The 19,657-nt window shown below is 70.0% G+C and carries 15 protein-coding genes; 10 read left to right on the top strand and 5 right to left on the bottom strand.

Features of this window, described 5'->3' with window-relative positions; translation table 11 throughout:
• Nucleotides 1-7: 7 nt before the first annotated feature.
• Entirely contained in the window at nucleotides 8-3,484 is a 3,477-nt protein-coding gene (locus AC5JCN_RS11920; protein ID WP_495755279.1) for an ATP-binding protein, read from the bottom strand.
• Nucleotides 3,485-3,488: 4 nt separating this feature from the next.
• Nucleotides 3,489-4,730: a metallophosphoesterase family protein gene (locus tag AC5JCN_RS11915; protein ID WP_495755278.1), complete on the bottom strand. Its 1,242-nt coding sequence runs from the start codon at nucleotides 4,728-4,730 to the stop codon at nucleotides 3,489-3,491.
• Between the two features lie 212 nt (nucleotides 4,731-4,942).
• Between AC5JCN_RS11915 and AC5JCN_RS11910 the strand changes: the two genes are divergently transcribed.
• The 4 genes from AC5JCN_RS11910 (at nucleotide 4,943) to AC5JCN_RS11895 (ending at nucleotide 8,659) form a co-directional block, all read left to right on the top strand.
• The gene (locus tag AC5JCN_RS11910; protein WP_495755277.1) at nucleotides 4,943-5,314 is read left to right on the top strand and encodes a YciI family protein; all 372 of its coding nucleotides are present in this window, start codon (nucleotides 4,943-4,945) and stop codon (nucleotides 5,312-5,314) included.
• Between the two features lie 4 nt (nucleotides 5,315-5,318).
• The gene (locus tag AC5JCN_RS11905; protein WP_495755276.1) at nucleotides 5,319-6,554 is read left to right on the top strand and encodes an RNA polymerase sigma factor; all 1,236 of its coding nucleotides are present in this window, start codon (nucleotides 5,319-5,321) and stop codon (nucleotides 6,552-6,554) included.
• A 95-nt stretch (nucleotides 6,555-6,649) separates the two neighbouring features.
• Nucleotides 6,650-7,807, top strand: a complete 1,158-nt coding sequence (locus AC5JCN_RS11900) for an MFS transporter (protein ID WP_495755275.1) — start codon at nucleotides 6,650-6,652, stop codon at nucleotides 7,805-7,807.
• Nucleotides 7,808-7,861: 54 nt separating this feature from the next.
• Nucleotides 7,862-8,659, top strand: coding sequence for a helix-turn-helix transcriptional regulator (locus AC5JCN_RS11895; RefSeq protein ID WP_495755274.1), 798 nt, complete (start codon nucleotides 7,862-7,864; stop codon nucleotides 8,657-8,659).
• 28 nt (nucleotides 8,660-8,687) lie between these two features.
• On the opposite strand, the gene AC5JCN_RS11890 is transcribed toward AC5JCN_RS11895, so the two are convergent.
• The gene (locus AC5JCN_RS11890) at nucleotides 8,688-9,539 is read right to left on the bottom strand and encodes a helix-turn-helix domain-containing protein (protein WP_495755273.1); all 852 of its coding nucleotides are present in this window, start codon (nucleotides 9,537-9,539) and stop codon (nucleotides 8,688-8,690) included.
• A gap of 166 nt (nucleotides 9,540-9,705) precedes the next feature.
• On the opposite strand from AC5JCN_RS11890, the gene AC5JCN_RS11885 reads away from it, so the two are divergent.
• A complete protein-coding gene (locus AC5JCN_RS11885) occupies nucleotides 9,706-10,668 on the top strand; it encodes a fatty acid desaturase (RefSeq protein ID WP_495755272.1) in 963 nt (320 codons plus the stop codon).
• 185 nt (nucleotides 10,669-10,853) lie between these two features.
• On the opposite strand, the gene AC5JCN_RS11880 is transcribed toward AC5JCN_RS11885, so the two are convergent.
• Both AC5JCN_RS11880 and AC5JCN_RS11875 read right to left on the bottom strand, forming a co-directional pair.
• Complete coding sequence (locus tag AC5JCN_RS11880; protein ID WP_495755271.1) at nucleotides 10,854-11,687, bottom strand: phosphate/phosphite/phosphonate ABC transporter substrate-binding protein; 834 nt, start codon at nucleotides 11,685-11,687, stop codon at nucleotides 10,854-10,856.
• Nucleotides 11,684-13,228, bottom strand: coding sequence for a trimethylamine methyltransferase family protein (locus tag AC5JCN_RS11875; protein WP_495755270.1), 1,545 nt, complete (start codon nucleotides 13,226-13,228; stop codon nucleotides 11,684-11,686). Before AC5JCN_RS11875 ends, AC5JCN_RS11880 begins: the two co-directional genes overlap by 4 nt.
• 257 nt (nucleotides 13,229-13,485) lie before the next feature.
• Here AC5JCN_RS11875 and AC5JCN_RS11870 point away from each other — a divergent pair, with 257 nt between their 5' ends.
• The 5 genes from AC5JCN_RS11870 (at nucleotide 13,486) to AC5JCN_RS11850 (ending at nucleotide 19,611) form a co-directional block, all read left to right on the top strand.
• Nucleotides 13,486-15,900: a GcvT family protein gene (locus AC5JCN_RS11870; protein ID WP_495755269.1), complete on the top strand. Its 2,415-nt coding sequence runs from the start codon at nucleotides 13,486-13,488 to the stop codon at nucleotides 15,898-15,900.
• A 204-nt stretch (nucleotides 15,901-16,104) separates the two neighbouring features.
• Nucleotides 16,105-17,097, top strand: a complete 993-nt coding sequence (locus AC5JCN_RS11865; RefSeq protein WP_495755268.1) for a TIM barrel protein — start codon at nucleotides 16,105-16,107, stop codon at nucleotides 17,095-17,097.
• A 3-nt stretch (nucleotides 17,098-17,100) separates the two neighbouring features.
• Nucleotides 17,101-18,024 (top strand): PfkB family carbohydrate kinase, encoded by a 924-nt coding sequence (locus AC5JCN_RS11860; protein ID WP_495755267.1) that lies wholly within the window; start codon nucleotides 17,101-17,103, stop codon nucleotides 18,022-18,024.
• Between the two features lie 124 nt (nucleotides 18,025-18,148).
• The gene (locus AC5JCN_RS11855; RefSeq protein ID WP_495755266.1) at nucleotides 18,149-18,406 is read left to right on the top strand and encodes a hypothetical protein; all 258 of its coding nucleotides are present in this window, start codon (nucleotides 18,149-18,151) and stop codon (nucleotides 18,404-18,406) included.
• A gap of 131 nt (nucleotides 18,407-18,537) precedes the next feature.
• Entirely contained in the window at nucleotides 18,538-19,611 is a 1,074-nt protein-coding gene (locus tag AC5JCN_RS11850; RefSeq protein WP_495755265.1) for an ABC transporter substrate-binding protein, read from the top strand.
• Nucleotides 19,612-19,657: the final 46 nt, after the last annotated feature.

Raw genomic sequence — 19,657 nt, 5'->3', positions numbered from 1 at the left:
CGACGCCTCAGAGCTCGATCACGTCCACCGCTGTCCCGAGCTCACGCACGGCCGTGTCGGCAACGAAGCGATGGTGAGTGAACAGGATCGGCTGAACGTTCCCGCCGATCGCGGCCAGCGCCGCGAGGCCGTGCGCGGTGCGCTCCTCGTCGAAGGAGGAGAACAGGTCGTCGCCGATGAAAGGGGCAGGTTCCGCCCGCGCCGCGAAGTCTTCGAGATAGGCGAGCCGCAGGGCCAGGCAAAGCTGGTCCCGCGCGCCCTCGCTCATCGCCGCGACCGGCTTCTCCTCGCCGCTGGCACGGCAGCCGACGAGGTGCGGCGCATCATGGTCGTCGTAACGCTGCGCGATGCCGGTATATGACCCGCCCGTCAGCGTGGCGAACAGGGCGCCGGTGCGCGCCAGCATGGGGCCGTGCTGGGCGGAACGGCGCCGCTCGACCGCCGCGCCGACCATCAGCGCGGCGAGCTTCACCACTGCCCAGTCCCTTGCCGCCTCGACCATCTCCGCTTCGGCGCCGCGGCGCTGGATCAGGGCCGTCTCGGCGCCCACGGAGCCCTGGATGGCCGCCAGCCGCTGCTCGGCCAGCGCCTTGGCCGCCGAGGCCTGCCGGATGGCGGCATCCAGCGTGTCTTCTTCCCGCTTGAACAAGGCCAGCTCCGCGTCCGCGGGGTCGGGATCGTGACCGGCGAGCGCCTCACGCAGGCTCGCCTCGTCGCGCCCGTCGGCCGCGTTGGCGAGTTCCAGCCGGCGTCCGCGCAGCATTTCGGCGAGGGCGTCGCGGCGCGTCAGGTTGCGCGCGGTTTCCGCGAACGCATCGGGATCCTCGCAGCCGAGCCCGGCGCCGAGTGCCGCGGCGGCGCTGCGTGCCGCGGCAAGGGTGGCGTCCGCGCCCTCCAATTCCTCCCTCGCGTCTGCGAGCGCCTCGTCGATCTGTCCCAGCCGGGCATGAGTGTCGCGCGCGCCCTTCAGCCTCTGCACGAGGCGGCGAATGGCGACATCGGCTGTCTCGCCGCGCTCCGCCGGTCCGAGCACGGCCCTGAGGGCGCCGACGGCCTTCTCGAACTCCGACGTGTCGCGGCGAATACCCGCGACGCGCCGCTGCAGGTCGTTGCGCTCGCGCAGCACGCCCGGCAGCTCCTGCCACGCCTTCAGGGCGGCGGCTGCCTCGCGCGCGCCGGCGCTCTCCGGCAGTCCGATGGCGGGGAGGGAAGCGGCAAACGCGGCCTGCCAGGACGCGAGGGCAGACGTGGCGGCCTCGTTCTCCGCCGTGCCGGTCTCCACCTGCTTCGCAAGCCCTGCGATGGCGCCGTCGAGTTCGCGTGCGTCACCCCAGCGGCGCGCCATGCGCTCGATCTCGGTTTCGATACGGCCGCCGAGCGTCTCGGCATCGAGGCCGGCGAGCGGCGCGAGGGCCAGCTCCCCCGACAGCGCCGCGAGGTGAGGCTGCAGCCGCTCTTCCTCCGCCAGCGCGGCTTCGATCTGTACTCGGCGGCGCGCATGCCCTTCGCGCGCCTCGATCAATCCCGCCAGCCTTTCCAGCCAGGACGCCATCTCACCGGGCGGCAGCGGCTCGACGCCCGCCGGCCGCCATGCGGCGGTCCATTCGGCCTCCAGCGCGAGGAGAGAAGCCGTGACCTCGTCGAGCCGCACGGAAGCCGCCAGCGCAGTGGCGCGGCGGTCGGCGAGCCTGCGCGTCTCGGCCGCATGGCTCTCCACCCGCGCGGCATCATCGACCGCCGCGTCGGCTAGCACGTCGGCACCCACCATGCGCGTTTCAAAATCGGCCACAGCTGCCGCGAGAGCGGCCGGCGAGAGCGCGTCGCCTTCGCCGAAGAGCACGGGCCTCAGCCGCCCCCACGCTTGTCCCCGGGCGGCCCGCGCGGCAGCGATGGCCTCGGGCGTGGGCACGGGACGTCCGGCGGACAGGCTTGCGAGCGTTGCTTCCGTCCGGGCGACCTCCAGCCCCGCCGCCTCCAGCGCCGCCGCCTCACGGCGCATATTCTCCTCCAGTGCGGCAAGGCGCTGGCCGAAACGCAGCACCGTCTCGCGGGCCGGAAGGGGTGCACGCGCCAGCGCTTCGAGATCCTGCACAGGCGGCACGAGGCGCGCGGCGCGCAGGGCGAGTTCGGCATCCTCTCCGGCGAGAAGGGCGAGATCACCGCGGGCCTGGGCGATGCGGCGCAGGGCCGGCCGCAGGGCGGCGAGGCGCTCGCGCAGCGGCGCCGGATCGGCCAGCGCTCCCCGATCCTCCCGCTCGCGCCGCCGCGCCGCGAGCTGCTCGGCATGCCGCTCCAGCGCCTCGGTAGCGGAGCGCGCCCGGGCCTCGAGAGCAACGCCGCGCGACAGCAGCTCTTCAACCTTTGCCTGCGCGGCATCATCCGGGCGCCTGGCGATCACAGCGTCGGCGTCGGCAAGGCCGAGCCGCCTGGCGAGCTGGTCCAGCGCGGCGATGGCCGCGTCGGTGTCCGCCTGCACGCGCGGCAAATCCTGCTGAGCTTTCAGAAAGGCGCCGGCCTCTTCCGCGAGTCGCTCGATCTCGTCGGCGTGTTCGATCACGGACCCATCGAGATGCAGTGCATCCCTGTCACGGGCCAGCTTCTGCTCGCGCTGCGCCGCCTGGTCGCGAGCGCTTCTAGCTGCGTCGAGCGCCTCCAGGGATTTCGCGAGCCGGCCCCCTGACCCCTCCGGCGCATCGGGCAGCCCGCTCAGGCCCGCGAGGCGGGCCTGCACGTCGTCGATCGCGGCGATGATCGGTGCCGCGCGCCGCAGCCGCTCGATGCGGGCCCTGTCGACGGCGATCTCCGACCGGCGGATCGAGGCGCGTGCGATGTCGTCCTCGCATGCCGCGATCTCGTCGCGCAGGCTCTTCAGGGCGCCGGCGCGCGTCTCGGTCTCGCGCAATTGCTTGCGAGCCTGCTCGAAGCGCTCTGCTGCCTGGTAGAAACGGCGGTCCTTGCCGGAGCGCGGGGCGAAGATGGTATCTGCCTCCGCGTCCAGTTCCTTGCGCAAGGCCGTGAAGCCGCGCAGTCCCGAGCCGGCCGAGAGAAGCGCGGCGCCGAGCTCGCCGTCGCTCTTCTGCAACTCCTCGGCGCTGCGCCGGAGGGCTTCCGCATCGAGTCCGAAGGCACGGCGGAAAACATCCCGCGTGATGCCGCCGAGGAAGGGCGCCAGGACGTCGTCAGGGAGGACGGCGCCGTCCGGGGCGGAGAGAACGGGACGGTTCTTGCGGCGCTGGAAGGTGAGCGTGACCCCCGCGCGGTCCGCCACCGTCGCCTGGAGCAGCAGGTCCTTGCCGGCATGCTGGAAGTCCCACGCCGTGCTGCGCTCGATGCCGAACAGCAGGTCGGTGACGGCGGCAAGGGATGAACTCTTGCCCGCCTCGTTCCGCCCATAGACGACGTGCAGCCGCGCATCGCCGCGAAAGGCGAGCGTTCGGCCGGTAAACGGGCCGAAGCGGTCGAGCCCGAGCGACAGGATCCGCAAAGCGTCAGCGCTCCCCGGCGGCTTCGGCGCGGGCCAGCGCCAGCGAGCGGGCATCGGCCAGGATGGCGTCGATCTCGGCTTCGAGCGCCTCGCGCCCGTCCGCGGCCGGCGGGATCTTGGCGAGAACCTGCGCCAAAAGGTCCGAAGCCAGTGCCTTCATGGCTGGGTCGGTATCCGCGTCCTCGAACAGGGCGGCAGCATCCGGCAGGTCGCCTCCGGCGGGAGCAGGCGGAGCCTCGGCCGGGGCGGTCGCCACCTTCACGGTCTCGATCCACACATCCTCGCTGCACTGGTCTGCGAGAGCCTGCACTTCCGCCCGCAACTGGGCGGCATCGGCCTTGAGGCGATGATGCACGGCCGTGGCGCCGGCGAGCGTGACCCGCAGGACGACGGGCCGCCCGGCCGCCGCGGACAGCGGCGGCGCAAGCGCCTCGCGGACGCGGTGCAGCGCCTCGCGCTGGTCGGCCGCGCCGGACAGGTCCACCGTCTCGTGCAGCCAGCGCGCCTTCTCGACGTGGACCAGCCTCAGGCCCTCTACCCGCCCGTCCGAGACGTCGACGAGCACCGCTCCCTTCGGCCCGCATTCACGCACGCTGCGGCCCTGGAGGTTGCCGGGGAACACGATGTGCGGGGCGGTCGACAGCACCTTGTGCTCGTGGACGTGCCCCAGCGCCCAGTATTCGTAGCCGTGCTGCGTGAGCTGGGCGACGGTGCAGGGCGCGTATGTGGCGTGCGCGGCGTGGCCTTCGCACGACGTGTGCAGGATGCCGATGTTGAACCAGCCCTCGACCGGCTTCGGGTAGGCGAGGGCGTAGTTCTCGGCGGCGGCGCGATCCTGAAAGCTGCGGCCGTGGAGGGCCACCCGCAACTCGGCCAGCCGGTGCGTGGCAGCCTTGCCGGCCGGGAACAGGGTGACGCTGTCGGGAAGCGTGATCGCCTTCGTGATCTCGCTTTCCGCGTCGTGATTGCCGCGGATCATGAACACCGGGATGCCCGCGCGGTGGAGCCGCGACACTTCACGGTTGAAGAACAGCCCGATCGACGTGTCCTTCCAGTCGCCGTCATAAACGTCGCCGGCAATCACGGCGAACGCCACCTTCTCCTCGAGCGCGCGGCTGACGAGGTCGGAGAAGGCGTCCCGGCTCGCGGCGGCCAGCCGCCGTGCCACCGCCTCGTCCTTGAGGGAGAGTCCGGAGAAGGGACTGCCGAGGTGAAGGTCGGCGGCATGGAGGAACGTGAAACGCATGGCAGGCTCCGCATCAGCACGCGGCTGTTCTGGATTCGTTTCCATACCTGATTCCCGCCGGAAACTGCGCCCCCGAAAATTTTCGGGCATCCTGTCGAAACCGCTGCGGCCCAGGCGTCGGTGTGGCTGAGGCGGCAAGGACCTCCTCCATGCCTCCCGGACGGGACGGCGTGCCACGCTGACAAAAGCCAAGCCAAAGGTAGGGTCGAGCCATGCAGTACATGATCTCCTTCTGGGAACCGAACGAACAAGTCGCTGTCCGCACGGATCCCGAGCGGTCGGGCCCGTATTGGGGCGCGTGGGGCGCCTATATCGGTGCACTGCGCGAGAGCGGCATCGTGGTGACGGGCTACGGTCTGGAGCCGCCCCCCACCGGCACGCTGGTGCGGGTGCGCGACGGGCGCAGGCAGGTGCAGGACGGCCCCCACCCCGACAGCAAGGAAAATCTGGGCGGGTTCTTCGTCGTCGACGTGCCGGACCTGGAGACGGCGCTGGAATGGGCGGCCCGTTCGCCGGCCGCGAGCTACGGCTTTTCGGAAGTGCGCCCGATCATGCGGCCGCCGGCCGGCGCCCCGGTGGCCTGAGCCGATGCCGGGAGCCGGCCACACGGAGGCTCGCCGCGCGGCGGAACAGGCCGCGCGGCTCTCCTACGGCCGGCTCCTGGCCTGGCTGGCGCGCGAGTGGCGGGACGTCACCGCCGCCGAGGACGCCCTTGCGGAAGCCTTTCGCAAGGCGCTCGAGGCCTGGCCCGAGCGCGGCATCCCCGACCGGCCGGAGGCGTGGCTGCTGACGGTCGCCCGGCGGTCGCTGATCCGTTCGGGGCGGTCCCGTGCCGTTCATGCCGGCGCGCAGCCGACGCTGGAGATGCTGGCCGCGGCGCGCGGCGAGGCAGGCACCGAAGCATCGACCATCCCGGACGAGCGCCTGCGCCTGATGTTCGTCTGCGCCCACCCCGACATCGACGAGGCGGCCCGTACGCCCCTGATGCTGCAGGCCGTGCTGGGCCTCGACGCTGCCCGGATCGCCTCCGCCTTTCTCGTTCACCCGGCGACGATGAGCCAGCGCCTCGTTCGGGCCAAGACGCGGATCCGCGAGGCCGGCCTCGCCTTCGCCGTACCCGAGAGGGCAGATATGCCCGAGCGGCTGGATGCCGTGCTGCAGGCCGTCTACGCCGCTTTCGGCAGCGGCTGGGACGATGTCGCAGGCGCCGGCGGCGCCACGCAGGGCCTTGCCGAGGAGGCAATCTGGCTCGGTCGCGTGCTCGTCGACCTCCTGCCGGGAGAGCCGGAGCCGCGTGGGCTGCTGGCGCTCATGCTCCACTGCGAGGCGAGGCGTCCGGCCCGGCGCATGAAGGGCGAGTTCGTGCCCCTCGTCGAGCAGGATCCAGAGCTATGGATCGTGCAGATGATCGCGGAGGCCGAGCGCCACCTCGGTGAGGCCGGACGGGCTGGCCGCCTCGGGAGGTTTCAACTGGAAGCGGCCATCCAGTCGGTCCATGCCGGGCGCGGCATCACCGGCCGGACGGACTGGGAGAACATCGCGGTGCTCTACGAAGGGCTGGCCGCCATCGCGCCCACTCTCGGCGTGCTCGTGGCACGCGCCGCAGCCCGGGCGGAAGCCTACGGGCCGGATGCCGGTCTCGCGCTGCTCGCCGAACTGCCGGCTGACCGCATGGCAGGCTACCAGCCCTACTGGGCCGCGAGGGCGCACATGCTGGCGCGTCTCGGGCGCATCCCCGACGCGTCGGAAGCCTATTCCCGCGCCGCCGGCCTGACCGACGATCCCGCTGTCCGGACATTCCTGCTGTCGCGCAGTCCGGCGTAGGGCTCAGCGCCAAGCCTTTGCTTGCCCGGCGCGGCGGGAAGTGCGAGTCAGCCGCTCGAGCCCCGGCCGCATTGCCGGGCGAGGAGATCGAGGGCATGAACGCGAGGGCCGGCACCGTTTCCGCGATGGACCATGTGTCGGGTCTTCGCGAGCAGTGGGCGACCCGCGCGGCGTTCTTCGTCGTCGGCGTGTCGGTCGGTGGCTGGGCGCCGCTCGTTCCCTTCGCCAAAGAGCGCCTCGGCGCCGACGACGCGTCCCTCGGCGCGCTGCTGCTTTGCCTGGGTCTCGGCTCGGTGGTCACCATGCCGGTCACCGGCATCCTGCTGGGCCGCTTCGGCTGCAAAGCCCTGATCCTGATCCCCGGAATCGTGCTCTGCCTCGCTTTGCCGCTCCTCGCCATCGGCTCGACCTTCGCTGCGTTGGGGGTGGCGCTTCTCGCCTTCGGCGGCGCCATGGGCACCATGGACGTGGCGATGAACATGCAGGCCGTTCACGTCGAGAAAGACGCCGGGCGGCCGATGATGTCCGGCTTTCACGGCCTGTGGAGCGTCGGCGGCATCGTCGGCTCCGCCTTCGTGAGCCTGCTGCTCTGGCTCGGGGCAACGCCACTTTTCGCCATCAGCCTCGTTGCCCTGGTCTGCGCGGCGCTTCTCGCGGTGGCGGCGCCCGGGCTGCTGACCTACGGCAACAGGGAGAGCGACGTGCCGCTCTTCGTGGCCCCGCGAGGACCCGTACTGTTCCTGGGCGTGCTCTGCTTCATCGTGTTCCTCGCCGAGGGCGTGGTGCTCGACTGGGGCGCGCTGTTCCTCTCCGGCAAGGGCATGGACCCCGCGAGCGCGGGCTTCGGCTATGCCGCCTTTGCCACGGCGATGACCATCGGGCGGCTCGTCGGCGACCGGGTGGTCGCCGCGCTCGGTGGGGTGCGCATCCTCCTGTTCGGATCGCTGCTCGTGGCGGCCGGCTTCACCTTCGCCGTGGCGGCTCCCTCGCCGGTGGCCGCGATCGCGGGGTTCGTGCTGGTCGGCGCGGGCGCGTCGAACATTGTCCCGGTGCTGTTCTCGCTCGGTGGCCGGCAGACGCTCATGCCCGGCAGCCATGCGGTCTCGGCGATCACGACGATCGGCTATGCCGGTGTGCTGCTCGGTCCGGCGATGGTCGGCTTCGTCGCGCAGGGCACGAGCCTGCCCATCGCGCTCCTGCTCGTCGCTTCGCTCATGCTGGTCGTCACGGTGAGCGCACGGGTGGCGCGGTAGGGCGATTACCTCTCACGTCATCGCGCCGCGCAAGCCCGCCTGGTAGGAGGGCTCATGCGCACTGCCCCATCCCCTGCAGGAACGGTCGGCCAGCAGCTTCGCGAGTGGCGACTGCGTCGCCGCCGCTCCCAGCTCGACCTCTCCCTCGATGCCGAGATCTCGCAACGGCACCTCAGCTTCGTCGAGAGCGGCCGCTCGCTGCCCAGCCGCGAGATGGTGCTGCGCCTCGCCGAGGAGCTGGACGTGCCGCTGCGGGAGCGCAACGCCCTCCTTCTCGCCGCCGGGTACGCGCCCATGTTTCAGGAACGGCCGCTCACCGACCCCGCCATGCAGGCCGCCCGCGCTGCCGTGGACCTCGTGCTGAAGGGCCACGAGCCTTTCCCCGCGCTCGCCGTGGACCGTCACTGGACGCTCGTGGCTGCCAACGCCGCCGTTCCGCCGCTGCTCGAAGGCGTTGCGGACCTGTCCCTGCTGCAGCCGCCGGTGAACGTGCTGCGGCTGTCGCTTCACCCCGGCGGCCTTGCGCCGCGCATTCTCAACCTGGCGGAATGGCGCGCGCATATCCTGGAACGGCTCCGCCAGCAGGTCTGGACGACGGCGGACGCCGTCCTCGCGGCTCTGGCCGACGAACTCGCGGCGCTTCCCGCGCCCCGCGCCAGGCCGCGCCTGGTGGAGCAGCGCGACTATGCGGGGGTGGCGGTGCCTCTCGAACTCGCCACGCCCGCGGGCACGCTCTCGTTCCTGTCGACGACGACCGTCTTCGGCACCCCGGTCGACGTCACCCTGGCCGAACTCGCCATCGAGGCGTTCTTCCCTGCCGACGAGGCGACCGCAAAGACGTTGCGAGGGTAATGCCCGCCCCGGTCCGCGGAGGAGGTTCTCACCCCCGGACTTGTGCCGCGAGAGCGACGATGTGGTCGCGCGCGGCGTGGGGTTGCACCACGCTGGCCCGGATCAGCGCGTCGAAGCGCTGGGCGAATGCACGGATGTGCTCGATCGCGTTAAGCACGAGGTAGCTGTCGCCGAGATAGACGACCGTCCGCTTCTGCCCGAAGACCGTGAAAGGCACCGAGAAAGTCGCGAGCGCGTCGAACAGATAGAGCCGCACGCCGGGGTAGAGCTCGTCGTAGAGCGTGGCGGCGTGCTGCAGCTGGGCACGCCTGTCGGATGCCGGCATGCCGGCCCAGATGCCGGCTCCCGAGGCCAAGGCCTGGAAGGCCTGCAGCGGCACGGCCGCTTCCACCTCGGTGTCCGGCCGGCGGCAGAAGTCCAGCCGGGCGCGGGCGAGTTCCAGGCTGCGTTCCGCGTCGACGCTGACCGAGGGCGCATATTCGAACCGCAGGACCGCTTCCGTCTTCAGGAAGTCGGGGAGTGTGGCCGGCACCGTCTTGATGCGAAATCCCGCGGCTTCCTTGAGCCACTCGACGTAGCGGTCGTCCAGCGGACTTTGCTGGCTCGTTTCGATGCGAAGCACGGCCTCGATGATGGCGGCGCCGATCTCCTCGCGCTGGCTCAGTCCCAGCAGCCAGTCGACGGAGACGTTGCTGCCTGCTGCGATGGCGGCGAGCGTCTCGGCCCGCGGCAGGCGGTCTGCATCCGAATCGAGGAGCTGCGAGAGGGTCGAGCGGTCGATGCCCGCCTTGCGGGCGAACGCCGCGAAGCTCAGGCCCGTTCGATCGATCACCGACCTGAGCCGGGAGCGGAATTCCTCCGGGTCGGCGACACGTCTCACGGCCACAACCTGTCCCCACTGTAGATATCAGGAAACAGCGTTCATATAACACAACAACATGCGATGAAACGATAAGAAGCTGCACATCGGTAACAACACGAGCGTTGCCATAACGTCGTGAGTCGGCGAGCTTAAGTGACTGGAATATCGTCACTTCGGAACGGGCATGTCGGATCAGGCGATCGGGGCGGCGGCACAGCGCTGGGACACGAAGACCGTCCATCGCTCGCGTGCAGCCGTCGAGTGGCCGACGGCAGCGCTGACGACGGTGATCTACGGTGGGTGGATCGCGCTCACGCTCGCGTGGGAGAGCCTGCCGGTCTGGGCGCTGGTTGCCGGCGGAGCGTGGTTCGTCGCGTGGCAGAGTTCTCTCCAGCACGAGATCCTGCACGGCCACCCCACGCGCTCGCGCCGCATCAACCGGCTGCTCGGCATCGTTCCGCTGTCGCTCTGGATCCCCTATGAGCGCTACCGTCGCAGCCATCTTCTCCACCATGTGGACGACCGGCTGACCGACCCCTTCGACGACCCCGAATCCTACTACTGGGAGCCCGGAGCCTGGGAGGAGCTGGGGCCAGTGGGGCGCTTCCTCGTGCAGGCGCAGACCACGCTGCTCGGCCGCCTTGTCATCGGGCCCGCCTGGAGCGCCGGCTTGTTCCTGCGCGGCGAAATCCGCGCCGTCTTGGCCGGCGACCGGGAGGTCAGGAGCGTCTGGGCGGAGCACCTGCTCTGGTGCATCCCGGTCGTGCTGTGGGTCACGGTCGTCTGCGGCATGCCGCTTTGGCTCTATCTGGTCGCCTTCGTCTATCCCGGTACGAGCCTGATGCTGATCCGCTCCTTTGCCGAGCACCGCGCGGCCGAGGGCGTGGCGGAGCGCACCGCCATCGTCGAGAATGCCTGGATCCTCGGGCCGCTCTTCCTGTTCAACAATCTCCACGCCGTGCACCACGAGGCGCCGACGGTACCGTGGTACAGGATCCCGGCCTGGTATGCCGAGAACCGCGAGCGGCTGGTCCGGGAGAATGGCGGGCTCGTCTACAAAGGCTACTTCGACGTGGCGCGCCGTTTCCTCCTGCGTTCACACGACGGCGCACTGCACCCCTTCGGCAGGGTCAAGCGCGGCGGCTGAGGGCCCGCGCTTCATTCCGCCGAGCGAACGGCCCAACCCTTGTCATCCCCGGCCGGAGCCGCAAAGCGGCGGAGGGGATGGGGATCCAGGGGCACGCTACGCCGACACCCTGGCCCTGCCCGCAACGAAACGCTGGATCCCCTTCCCGCGCCTTCGGCGCGCCGGGGATGACACCCCTGTGTGGATCACCTTGGTTCCGGATAGCCCGCGGCCAGCGCCTCGTCACGCCACTGCAACATCGGCGCGTAAGTGACTCGCGTGACTCGGGAAAAGCCGACGATCTTCAACTTGTGCGCGAAGTCGGGAAACCAAACCCGCGATGAAGCAGCCTCGAACGCGGCACCAAGCCGCGCCACGTGCTCAGCCGGCATATCGGGTCCGGCGACAAAGGCCGGGGCGGGCGCGAGGTCAGTGGAGACGAGGGTACGGACTCCTTCCACGAGGTCCGGCCGGTAGGCGCGAAGCAGCAGGTGCCAGTAGGCATCGAGGGGGCCGATGTCGATCCGGCCGTCCTTCACCGCATCGAGGATGGCGCGTGCGGTGACGAGGTTGCCCGTCACGCCGGCGTAGACCGTTCGCCGGCCCGGGAGCAGGTGCGGGAGCAGGTGCCGCCTCAAGGCGTTGAAGCCGGAATGCGAGTGGTCGACAGTCCAGCCCACCCGTCCGCCGAAGGTCTCTTCCAGTGTCGTCCAGGGCGAATCCGCGCGCACGATGAGGTCGCTCCGGTAGACAGGAGCCCCCTGCGTCCATGGCGCGTCGATCAGGGGCGCAGCGATCGGCGTCACGTCGGCAAGGCCGAGAGCGATCGGGTAGCCGCACATGAAGGCGCAGCCGAGGTCCGGCCGCCGCCAGAGATCCTCCAGCGGCTTCGGGGCGGGCCAGGGAAGGTAGGCGTAGTCTCCGGCAAGGCCGCCCAGCCCCGCATCGTCCAGCACGTGCGCGAGCAGGCCCTGCCAGGCGGCTTCCGCTTCGGCGGTGACCGAATACATCCTCGCGTTGACGACGAAGCGCGAGCTCACGCGCCGATGTCGCGGGAGCGCCGCGCCACATAGTCGTCGACCGCCTCGCGGATAGCGGGATCGAGCGGCGGCGGCTGGTACTCGTCGCGCAGCCTTCGCCAGACGCCGGAGGCGCGCGCCGTCGCGTCCTTTGCCCCCGCGTCGCGCCAGTTCTCGTAGTTGGACCAGTCCGACAGGATCGGCCGGTAGAAGGCTGTCTCGTAGCGCGCCAGCGTATGCGCCTCGCCGAAATAGTGCCCGCCCGGGGCGACATGGGCGATGGCGTCGAGCCCGATGTCGTCGTCGGTGAACTCGACCGGCTTGAGGATCTCGGCCCAGCCGCGCAGCATCTCGGCATCGACGACGATCTTCTCCATCGACGCCGTCAGCCCGCCCTCCAGCCACCCCGCGGCGTGGTTGATGAGGTGGGAGTGGGACGCGATGGCAGCCCACAGCGAGAACCCCGTCTCGTAGGTGGCCTGGGCGTCGACGCAGGGAGAGGCGCAGACCGCGGAGGCCCGGACCGGCAGGCCGAGCCGGCGCCCCAGCTGCGCGGTGGCCAGCGTCGCCTTCACGTATTCCGGCGTGCCGAAGGCGGGGCTGCCCGTGCGCATGTCGACGTTGGAGGTAAAGCCGCCCATGACGACGGGGCAGCCCGGCCGGACCATCTGCACCAGGGCCACGATGCCGAGCGCCTCGGCCGTCTGCTGCACCAGCGCTCCCGCCAGCGTCACCGGCGCCATCGCCCCCATCAGCGTGAAGGGCGTGATGCAGACGCACTGGCCATGCCGCGCCATGACCAAGATGTTGTCGAGGATCTCCTCGTCCACCCGCCGGGGCGAGTTGACGTTGGTGACCGTGAGGAGGGTAGGGCGCTCCGCCAGCGCTTCCACCGTCGTGCCGTGCTCGATGGCGGAGATGGCGAGCGCGTCCTCGGCGGCCGTGCCGCCGACGCCGCGCGCCGCCCAGACGATGTCTGACAATGTGACATGGGCCCGGTACATGGCGAGCTGCCGCAGCGGCACGGGAATGTCGGTCGGCTCCACGACCACGCCGCCCTGCCAGTGCAGCACGCCGAGGCCATGCGTGACCTTGAGAATGTCCTCGAAGGCGGCAATGTCGCCGTAGCGGCGCCCGCCCTCGGCGTCGGCTATGTGCGGTGCGCCGTTCACCGGGCCGAAATTGACGACGTTGCCCCCGACATGGAGGTCGCGAGCGGGGTTGCGGGCGTGCAGGACGAAGCTCGCAGGCGCATGCGCCAGATGGGCCTCGGCCACCTCGCGCGGGATCCGCACGAGCTGGGTGTCCTCGTCCGCCAGCGCGCCGTTCCGCCGGAAGATCTCGCGTGCCGCGGCGCCGCGGATTTCGAGCCCCTGCTCGGCGAGGACCCGGAAGGCCGCGTCGACGATCCGCTCGACTTGTTCGGCGCTCAGCACCTCGACAGGCGCCGACCGGTTGACGAGCCTCGGCAAGGGCGGGGTCGCGGCGTGGGCCGCGCGTGGGGCACGCCGCTCCCTGCGGCGGGAGGAGGCTTCGGGCGCGGCGGATGCGGTGTCGCTCATGGCCGTCGGAAGCTACAGGCAGGGCGGACCTCGCGCCAGAGCGCCGCCGCTCGGACCGCGCCTCTTCAGACGCGCTTTTTCCGCCAGCGCTGGCGCCATGCGGGTCTGAAGACCTGCGGTCCGGAGCGCGTGTCTTCAGACGCGCCCGTTGGCCAAACAGCAGCACAGCGGGCGTGGGATCCGCGCTGCAATGCCGCCCGGTTTCCGCTTGTGCGGCGCCGAAACCGGCTTCAATGAGGAGCAAAGGGAGCAGGCGCATGCGGACGACGGCGAGGGCGGTGGTGATCGGTGGCGGGGTGGTGGGCGCGAGCGTGCTCTACCATCTGGCCAAGGCGGGCTGGCGCGACGTCGTGCTCGTGGAAAAGAGCGAGCTGACCTCGGGCTCGACCTGGCACGCCGCCGGCGGCATGCACACCTTCAACGGCGAAGCCAATATCTCGCGCCTGCAGAAGTACACGATCGACCTCTACCGCGAGATCGAGGAGCTCTCCGGCCAGTCCTGCGGGCTCCACCCCAATGGCGGCCTGATGCTGGCGGCCAACCAGGGCGAGCTCGATTCGCTGAAGCTCATCTGCTCGCGCGCCCGCTATCTCGGCATGGAGACCGAGATGATCCCGCTCGAGGAAGCGAAGCGGCTGAACCCGCTGATCGACACCAGCCACTTCATCGGCGCGCTCTGGCGAGCCGACGGTGGCCACTGCGACCCTTCCGGAACGACGCACGCCTACGCCAGGGCCGCCCGCACGTTGGGAGCCGAGGTCGAGCGCTTCACGCGGGTGCTGGAGCTGAACCAGCGCGCCGACCATTCCTGGGACGTAGTCACGGACAAGGGCACTATCCGCGCCGAGCACGTCGTCAACTGCGCCGGGCTCTGGGCCCGCGAGGTGGGCCGCATGGTGGGCGCGAACCTGCCCGTGCTCGCCATGGCGCATCACTACCTCCTCACAGAGGCTATCCCGGAGCTGGAGGGCCTGGAGAAGGAGATCGTCAACACGACGGACTACTCCGGCGAGATCTATGTGCGCCAGGAGGGCAGGGGCGCCCTCATCGGCACCTACGAGCCGGACGGTGTTGTCTGGGCGCCGGTGAAGACCCCCGACGACTTTTCCATGCAGCTGCTTCCCGACGACCTCGAGCGGCTGGCGCCGTATTTCGAGGTCGGGTTCAGCCACTTCCCCGTCATTGGTCGCGCGGGAATCCGGAAGGCGATCAACGGGCCTTTCACCTTCGCGCCGGATGGAAACCCGCTGGTCGGGCCGGTGCGTGGCATCCGCAACTACTGGGTGGCCTGCGCCGTGATGGCCGGCTTCAGCCAGGGCGGCGGCATCGGGCTCGTGCTGTCGCGGTGGATGACGCAGGGCGATCCCGGGCAGGACGTCATCTCCATGGATGTCTCGCGCTTCGGCGCCTTCGCCACGCCGAAATACACCAGCCTCAAGGTGCCGGAGAACTACGCCCGGCGTTTCCGGCTCGCCTACCCGAACGAGGAACTGACGGCGGCCCGTCCGCTGCGCCGCTCGCCCATCCATGACCGGCTGGTCGCTGCTGGCGGCGTGATGGGCGCCAATTTCGGCCTTGAACACGCCCTCTGGTTCGCACCCCCCGGCGTCGAGCCGACGGAGACGCCGACCTACCGCCGCTCCGAGGCCTTCGAGCACGTCCGGGCCGAGTGCCACGCCGTTCGGACGAAGGTGGGGCTCTACGAGACGACCAACTACGGCAAGTACGAGGTGACGGGCCGCGGCGCCCGCGCCTGGCTCGACCGGGTCTTCGCCTGCCGCATCCCGCGCCCGGGCCGGATCGCGCTGGCGCCGATGCTGAACCCGGCGGGCCGCATCGTCGGCGACCTCTCCATCGCCTGCCTCGCCGAGGACCGCTTCCTGATCGTCGGCTCCGGCTTTGCCGAGGAGTTCCACATGCGCTGGTTCTGGCAGCAGGAGCCGCCGGCCGACGTCTTCGTGCGCGCGGCATCGTCCACCCTGGCGGGGTTCTCACTGTCGGGGCCGCATGCGCGCGACGTGCTGCGGAAGCTGGTGCGCGACGACCTCTCGCCGGCGGCCTTTCGGCTGTTCGACGTGCGCGAGACGGCGGTGGGGCTCGCGCCGGCCATCGTCGGCCGCGCGGGCTTCACCGGCGAGCTCGGCTACGAAATTTGGACCACGCCCGACTACCTCGCGACGCTCGATGACGAATTGCATGAGGCGGGCGCGGAGTTCGGCCTCACGCGGTTCGGCGGAAGGGCACTGTCCTCGCTGCGGCTGGAGAAGGGCTACGGCTCGTTCAACAAGGATTTTCGGCCCGACTACACCCCCGCCGAGACCGCGCTCGACCGCTTCGTATCGTTCGACAAGCACGGCTTCACTGGCCGCGAGGCCGTTCTGGCCGAGCGTGCGGCGGGTCCGAAGCGCCGCTTTGTCGTCATGGAGGTCGAGGCGAGGGACGCGGACGTGGTCGGCTACGAGTCGATCATGAAGGACGGGGCTGCAGTGGGCTACGTCACCTCCGGCGCCTTCGGCCACTGGGTCGGCCGCAGCCTCGCCTGCGGCTACGTCCCGACGGCGCTCGCGCGGGACGGCGAGACGTTCGAGATCGACATTTTCGGAGAGCCCTGCCGCGCCACCGTGCGCCTGGCTCCACTGCACGATCCCGAGGGAGCGAGGCTGCGCAGTTAGGTGTCATCCCCGGCCGGAGCCGCGAATCGGCGGAGGGAAAGGGGCCCCCGGGGCCATTGGGCAAAAGCCTGGATCCCCTTTCCGGCCCTTCGGGCCGCCGGGGATGACAAGTCGCCGTCTCCTGCCGCCTTCACTCACCTCCTGCCGGTCCCTTGCACGCCGTCGCCGGGCCAGCCTAGTGTCGCGCTCCGCCCGGAGCCCCCGATGTCGCGCAACTTTGCCTACAGCTATGCCGCCCGCCTGAACGCCTTCAAGATCGGGGCGCGGGGGACGGGACCGGGCGGGACCGTGACGACGCAGGACATGCTCGCGCGTGCCGCCTCGGTGGAGGGTCTCAACGCCGTCGACCTCAACTACCCCGATCATGTCGTCGGCTCGGAGGCCGACCTGAAGGGCAGGCTGGCGGGTCTTGGGCTCGCGCTGAACGGCTTCGCCATGCGCTACTACGGCGAACCCGCCTACCGCCTCGGCGCCTTCACCAATCCCGACCCGGCGATCCGCCGCGCCGCCATCGACCTGACGAAGCGTGGCGTTGACGCGATGTCGGCTGCTGGTGGCAAGGTCATGACGATCTGGCTGGGACAGGACGGCGTCGACTACTCCTTCCAGGGCGACTATTCCGCCATGTGGGACCACACGGTGGAGGCGCTGCGCGAGGTGGCCTCGCACGATCCTGCCGTCGCGGTCAGCATCGAGTACAAGCCCAACGAGCCACGAAGCTTCAGCCTCCTGCCGGACGCGGCGACGACTTTGCTCGCGGTGGCCGATACGGGCTGCAGGAACGTCGGCGTCACGCTGGATTTCGCGCATGTTCTGTTCGCCGACGAGATCCCCGCCTTTGCCGCGACGCTCATCGCCAAGCGCGCCGTCCTGCACGGCGTCCATCTCAACGACGGATGGGGCAAGCGCGATGACGGGCTCATGGTAGGGGCGGTCCACCCGGTGCAGACCGTGGAACTGCTCTGGACGCTCGAGCGCATCGGCTATGACGGCGTGATCTACTTCGACACCTTTCCCGACCACACGGGCCTCGACCCTGTGCGCGAATGCGCCGCGAACATCGCCTCGGTGGAAGCCCTGCGGGCCGTCGCCGGGCGGCTGAAGGGCGACACGGCCCTGGAGGCCGCGATGGCCCGGCAGGACGCGGTGGCGAGCCACGTCATCGTCCAGCGCGCGCTGTACGGCCGGGAGGGCTGAGCCATGGCGCTCTCCAACCGCCCGGCGGTGACCGTCGTCGGCAGCCTGCACCTCGACATCATGGTCGAGGCACCCGATAGGCCCCGCAAGGGCGAAACCCTGCGCGGCACCGCGTGGGGCCAGAAGTTCGGTGGCAAGGGCGGCAACCAGGCGGTCGCCGCCGCACGTCTTGGTGCTGCGGCGCGCATGGTGGGCGCCGTGGGGGCCGACGATTTCGGCCGCCGGCTGGTCGAGAACCTCGCGGCCGAGGGTGTCGACACGATGCTGGTGCAGGTCGTGGCGGGCCATGGCTCAGGCATGAGCGTGGCCATCGTGGATCCCTCCGGCGACTACGGCGCCATCATCGTCTCCGGCGTGAACCTCGCCATCGGCGCCGAGTTCGTCGAAGCCTCGCGCGCCGCGTTCGATGGTGCTGGAGCTGTCGTGCTGCAGAACGAGATCCCCGATGCCGCGAACGCCGCAGCAGCCCGCATCGCGCGGCGCTCCGGCTCGCTGGTCGTGCTGAACGCGGCTCCGGCCCGGCCGATGCCGGCCGACCTCTCGGTCGACGTGCTGGTGGCAAACGAGATCGAGGCCGAGGAAATCTCAGGCATCCTGCTGCGGGATGCGCGCTGCGCGCCGGCAGCGGCCGAGGCGCTGCTGGAGACGGTGCCGGCCGCGGTCGTGACGCTGGGAGGGGCCGGTCTCGTTGTGGCACAGCGCGGTTCCGAGCCGGTTTCCATTCCCGCCTTCCCGGTGAAGCTCGTCTCGACCCATGGCGCGGGCGACGCCTTCACGGGCGCGCTGGCAGCGAGGCTCGCCGCCGGCGACACGCTCGTCGACGCTGCGCGCTATGGCAACGCCGCGGCGGCCCTCCACGTCTCGAGGCATCAAAGCCTTTCGCCGGACGAACTGGACATCGAGATCCGGCGGCTGCTCTCGGCCTGACCTCCGTTATCCTACTCAAGACTCAGGCATCGACGAGGGCCGCCTTGAACGCTACAAGGCGGATACTCTCTTGCCCGGCCACGCTGCTGCGTGGATTCGGTGTGATGCCTGCAAGGTCTGATGCATGCGCTCTTTCCTCCGTCTGGTCCACGACAGCTCTGCGGCTCCAAATGCCTCGCCGGCCGACGCGACGGCGGCCGTCCTGCGCGACCGGCCCGACATCTCGCCCGACCAAGCCTACATGCTGGCGCGCCTGCGCCTCGCCGCGGCGGAGCGAGAGCTGGCGAAGGAACCCACCGAGCAGGCCTGGCGCAAGGCCGAGGAAGAGCGCCTCGCCTTTGCCGAGGCGAGCCGCCTGCTGATCCGCGCTGCACGACGCTAGGCGTCGAAAACTCCGTCAAATCTCACGGAAACCCCCTCGCGCGGCTGCAAAAGACGCCATAAGCTCCCCTTCACCAAGGCGCACAACGCGCCGGCGCGGGCCGCAGAGCCTGCTTTCCGTGGAGGGTAGTGATGACGATGCGTCTGGACAGGCGGCAGTTCAACCTGATGCTCGGCGCGGGGGCGCTGGCCGGAACGGGGCTCGGCGCCTCGTCCGCGAAAGCTGCGACGACGATTACGGTTCTGAACTGGCAGGGCTACGGCACCGACGAGCCGTGGGCGCTGAAGCTCTTCCAGGAGAAGACCGGCATCGAGGTCAAGCACGACTACTTCAACGCCGAATCGGAGATGATCACCAAGGTCCAGACCAACCCCGGCGCCTATGACGTCGTGCTGGTCAACAGCGGCCGGGTGCGCCAGCTGACCGACGGATTCGTCGACGCGGTGGACCTCTCGAAGTTTCCCAACGCGAAGGATCTCGATCCCGCGTTGAAGATGCACCCGAACTTCGTGGTGGACGGCAAGCCCTACGGCGTCGCCTGGCTCTGGGGCATGACGGCCATCGGCGCACGGCAGGGGAAGGTCGGCAAGGACGTCAGCTTCGACGTGTTCCTCGATCCGAAGTGGAAGGACCGCTTCGCGATGAACGACGACCCGATCGTCGCCATCGCGCTCGGCTGCATGATGACCGGCCAGGACATCAACGCCCCGAAGGACCTGAAGGCCGCGGCCGAGAAGCTGAAGTCGCTGAAGCCCAACGTCAAGCTGCTCTGGCAGTCCGAGGACGAGTGGAACAAGGCCTTCGCCGCCGAACAGTTCGACATCTCGCTGTACTGGTCCGGCGCAGCCGTGCGCTCGTTCCGCAATTCCAAACTGCCGGTCGAGTTCATCGTCCCGAAGGAAGGCCCGATCGGCTGGCTGGATACGCTGACCATCCCGACCTCCAGCAAGAACAAGGACGCCGCAGCCGCCTTCATCAACTACATGATCGACCCCGGCTTCTACGTGGAGTGGGCGACCAAGGTGGGAGCGCCGGCCTCGGCCAACACGGCGGCGATGAACGCGCTGCCGGCCGACGATCTCAACAAGATCGTCCACGACCCCAAATACCTGTCGAAGATGCAGATCAACGGCCCCTTGTCGGACGAGGTCCGCCAGTCCTTCGTCGATACCTGGACCGAGGTGAAGGCCTTCTACGCCAAGTGAACGGGCGCGACGCAGGACGACTGCCGTGACGGCCGGGGCGGAAGCG

It is taken from the genome of Alsobacter sp. (assembly GCF_059501845.1).
This window is presented reverse-complemented; position numbering and strand designations above follow the sequence as displayed.

Bases quoted from the DNA above. Each gene is read 5' to 3' on its own strand.
- AC5JCN_RS11915 (WP_495755278.1), bottom strand. From the start codon at position 4,730: ATGCGTTTCACGTTCCTCCATGCCGCCGACCTTCACCTCGGCAGTCCC.
- AC5JCN_RS11910 (WP_495755277.1), top strand. From the start codon at position 4,943: ATGCAGTACATGATCTCCTTCTGGGAACCGAACGAACAAGTCGCTGTC.
- AC5JCN_RS11905 (WP_495755276.1), top strand. From the start codon at position 5,319: ATGCCGGGAGCCGGCCACACGGAGGCTCGCCGCGCGGCGGAACAGGCC.
- AC5JCN_RS11900 (WP_495755275.1), top strand. From the start codon at position 6,650: ATGAACGCGAGGGCCGGCACCGTTTCCGCGATGGACCATGTGTCGGGT.
- AC5JCN_RS11895 (WP_495755274.1), top strand. From the start codon at position 7,862: ATGCGCACTGCCCCATCCCCTGCAGGAACGGTCGGCCAGCAGCTTCGC.
- AC5JCN_RS11885 (WP_495755272.1), top strand. From the start codon at position 9,706: ATGTCGGATCAGGCGATCGGGGCGGCGGCACAGCGCTGGGACACGAAG.
- AC5JCN_RS11875 (WP_495755270.1), bottom strand. From the start codon at position 13,228: ATGAGCGACACCGCATCCGCCGCGCCCGAAGCCTCCTCCCGCCGCAGG.
- AC5JCN_RS11870 (WP_495755269.1), top strand. From the start codon at position 13,486: ATGCGGACGACGGCGAGGGCGGTGGTGATCGGTGGCGGGGTGGTGGGC.
- AC5JCN_RS11865 (WP_495755268.1), top strand. From the start codon at position 16,105: ATGTCGCGCAACTTTGCCTACAGCTATGCCGCCCGCCTGAACGCCTTC.
- AC5JCN_RS11860 (WP_495755267.1), top strand. From the start codon at position 17,101: ATGGCGCTCTCCAACCGCCCGGCGGTGACCGTCGTCGGCAGCCTGCAC.
- AC5JCN_RS11855 (WP_495755266.1), top strand. From the start codon at position 18,149: ATGCGCTCTTTCCTCCGTCTGGTCCACGACAGCTCTGCGGCTCCAAAT.
- AC5JCN_RS11850 (WP_495755265.1), top strand. From the start codon at position 18,538: ATGACGATGCGTCTGGACAGGCGGCAGTTCAACCTGATGCTCGGCGCG.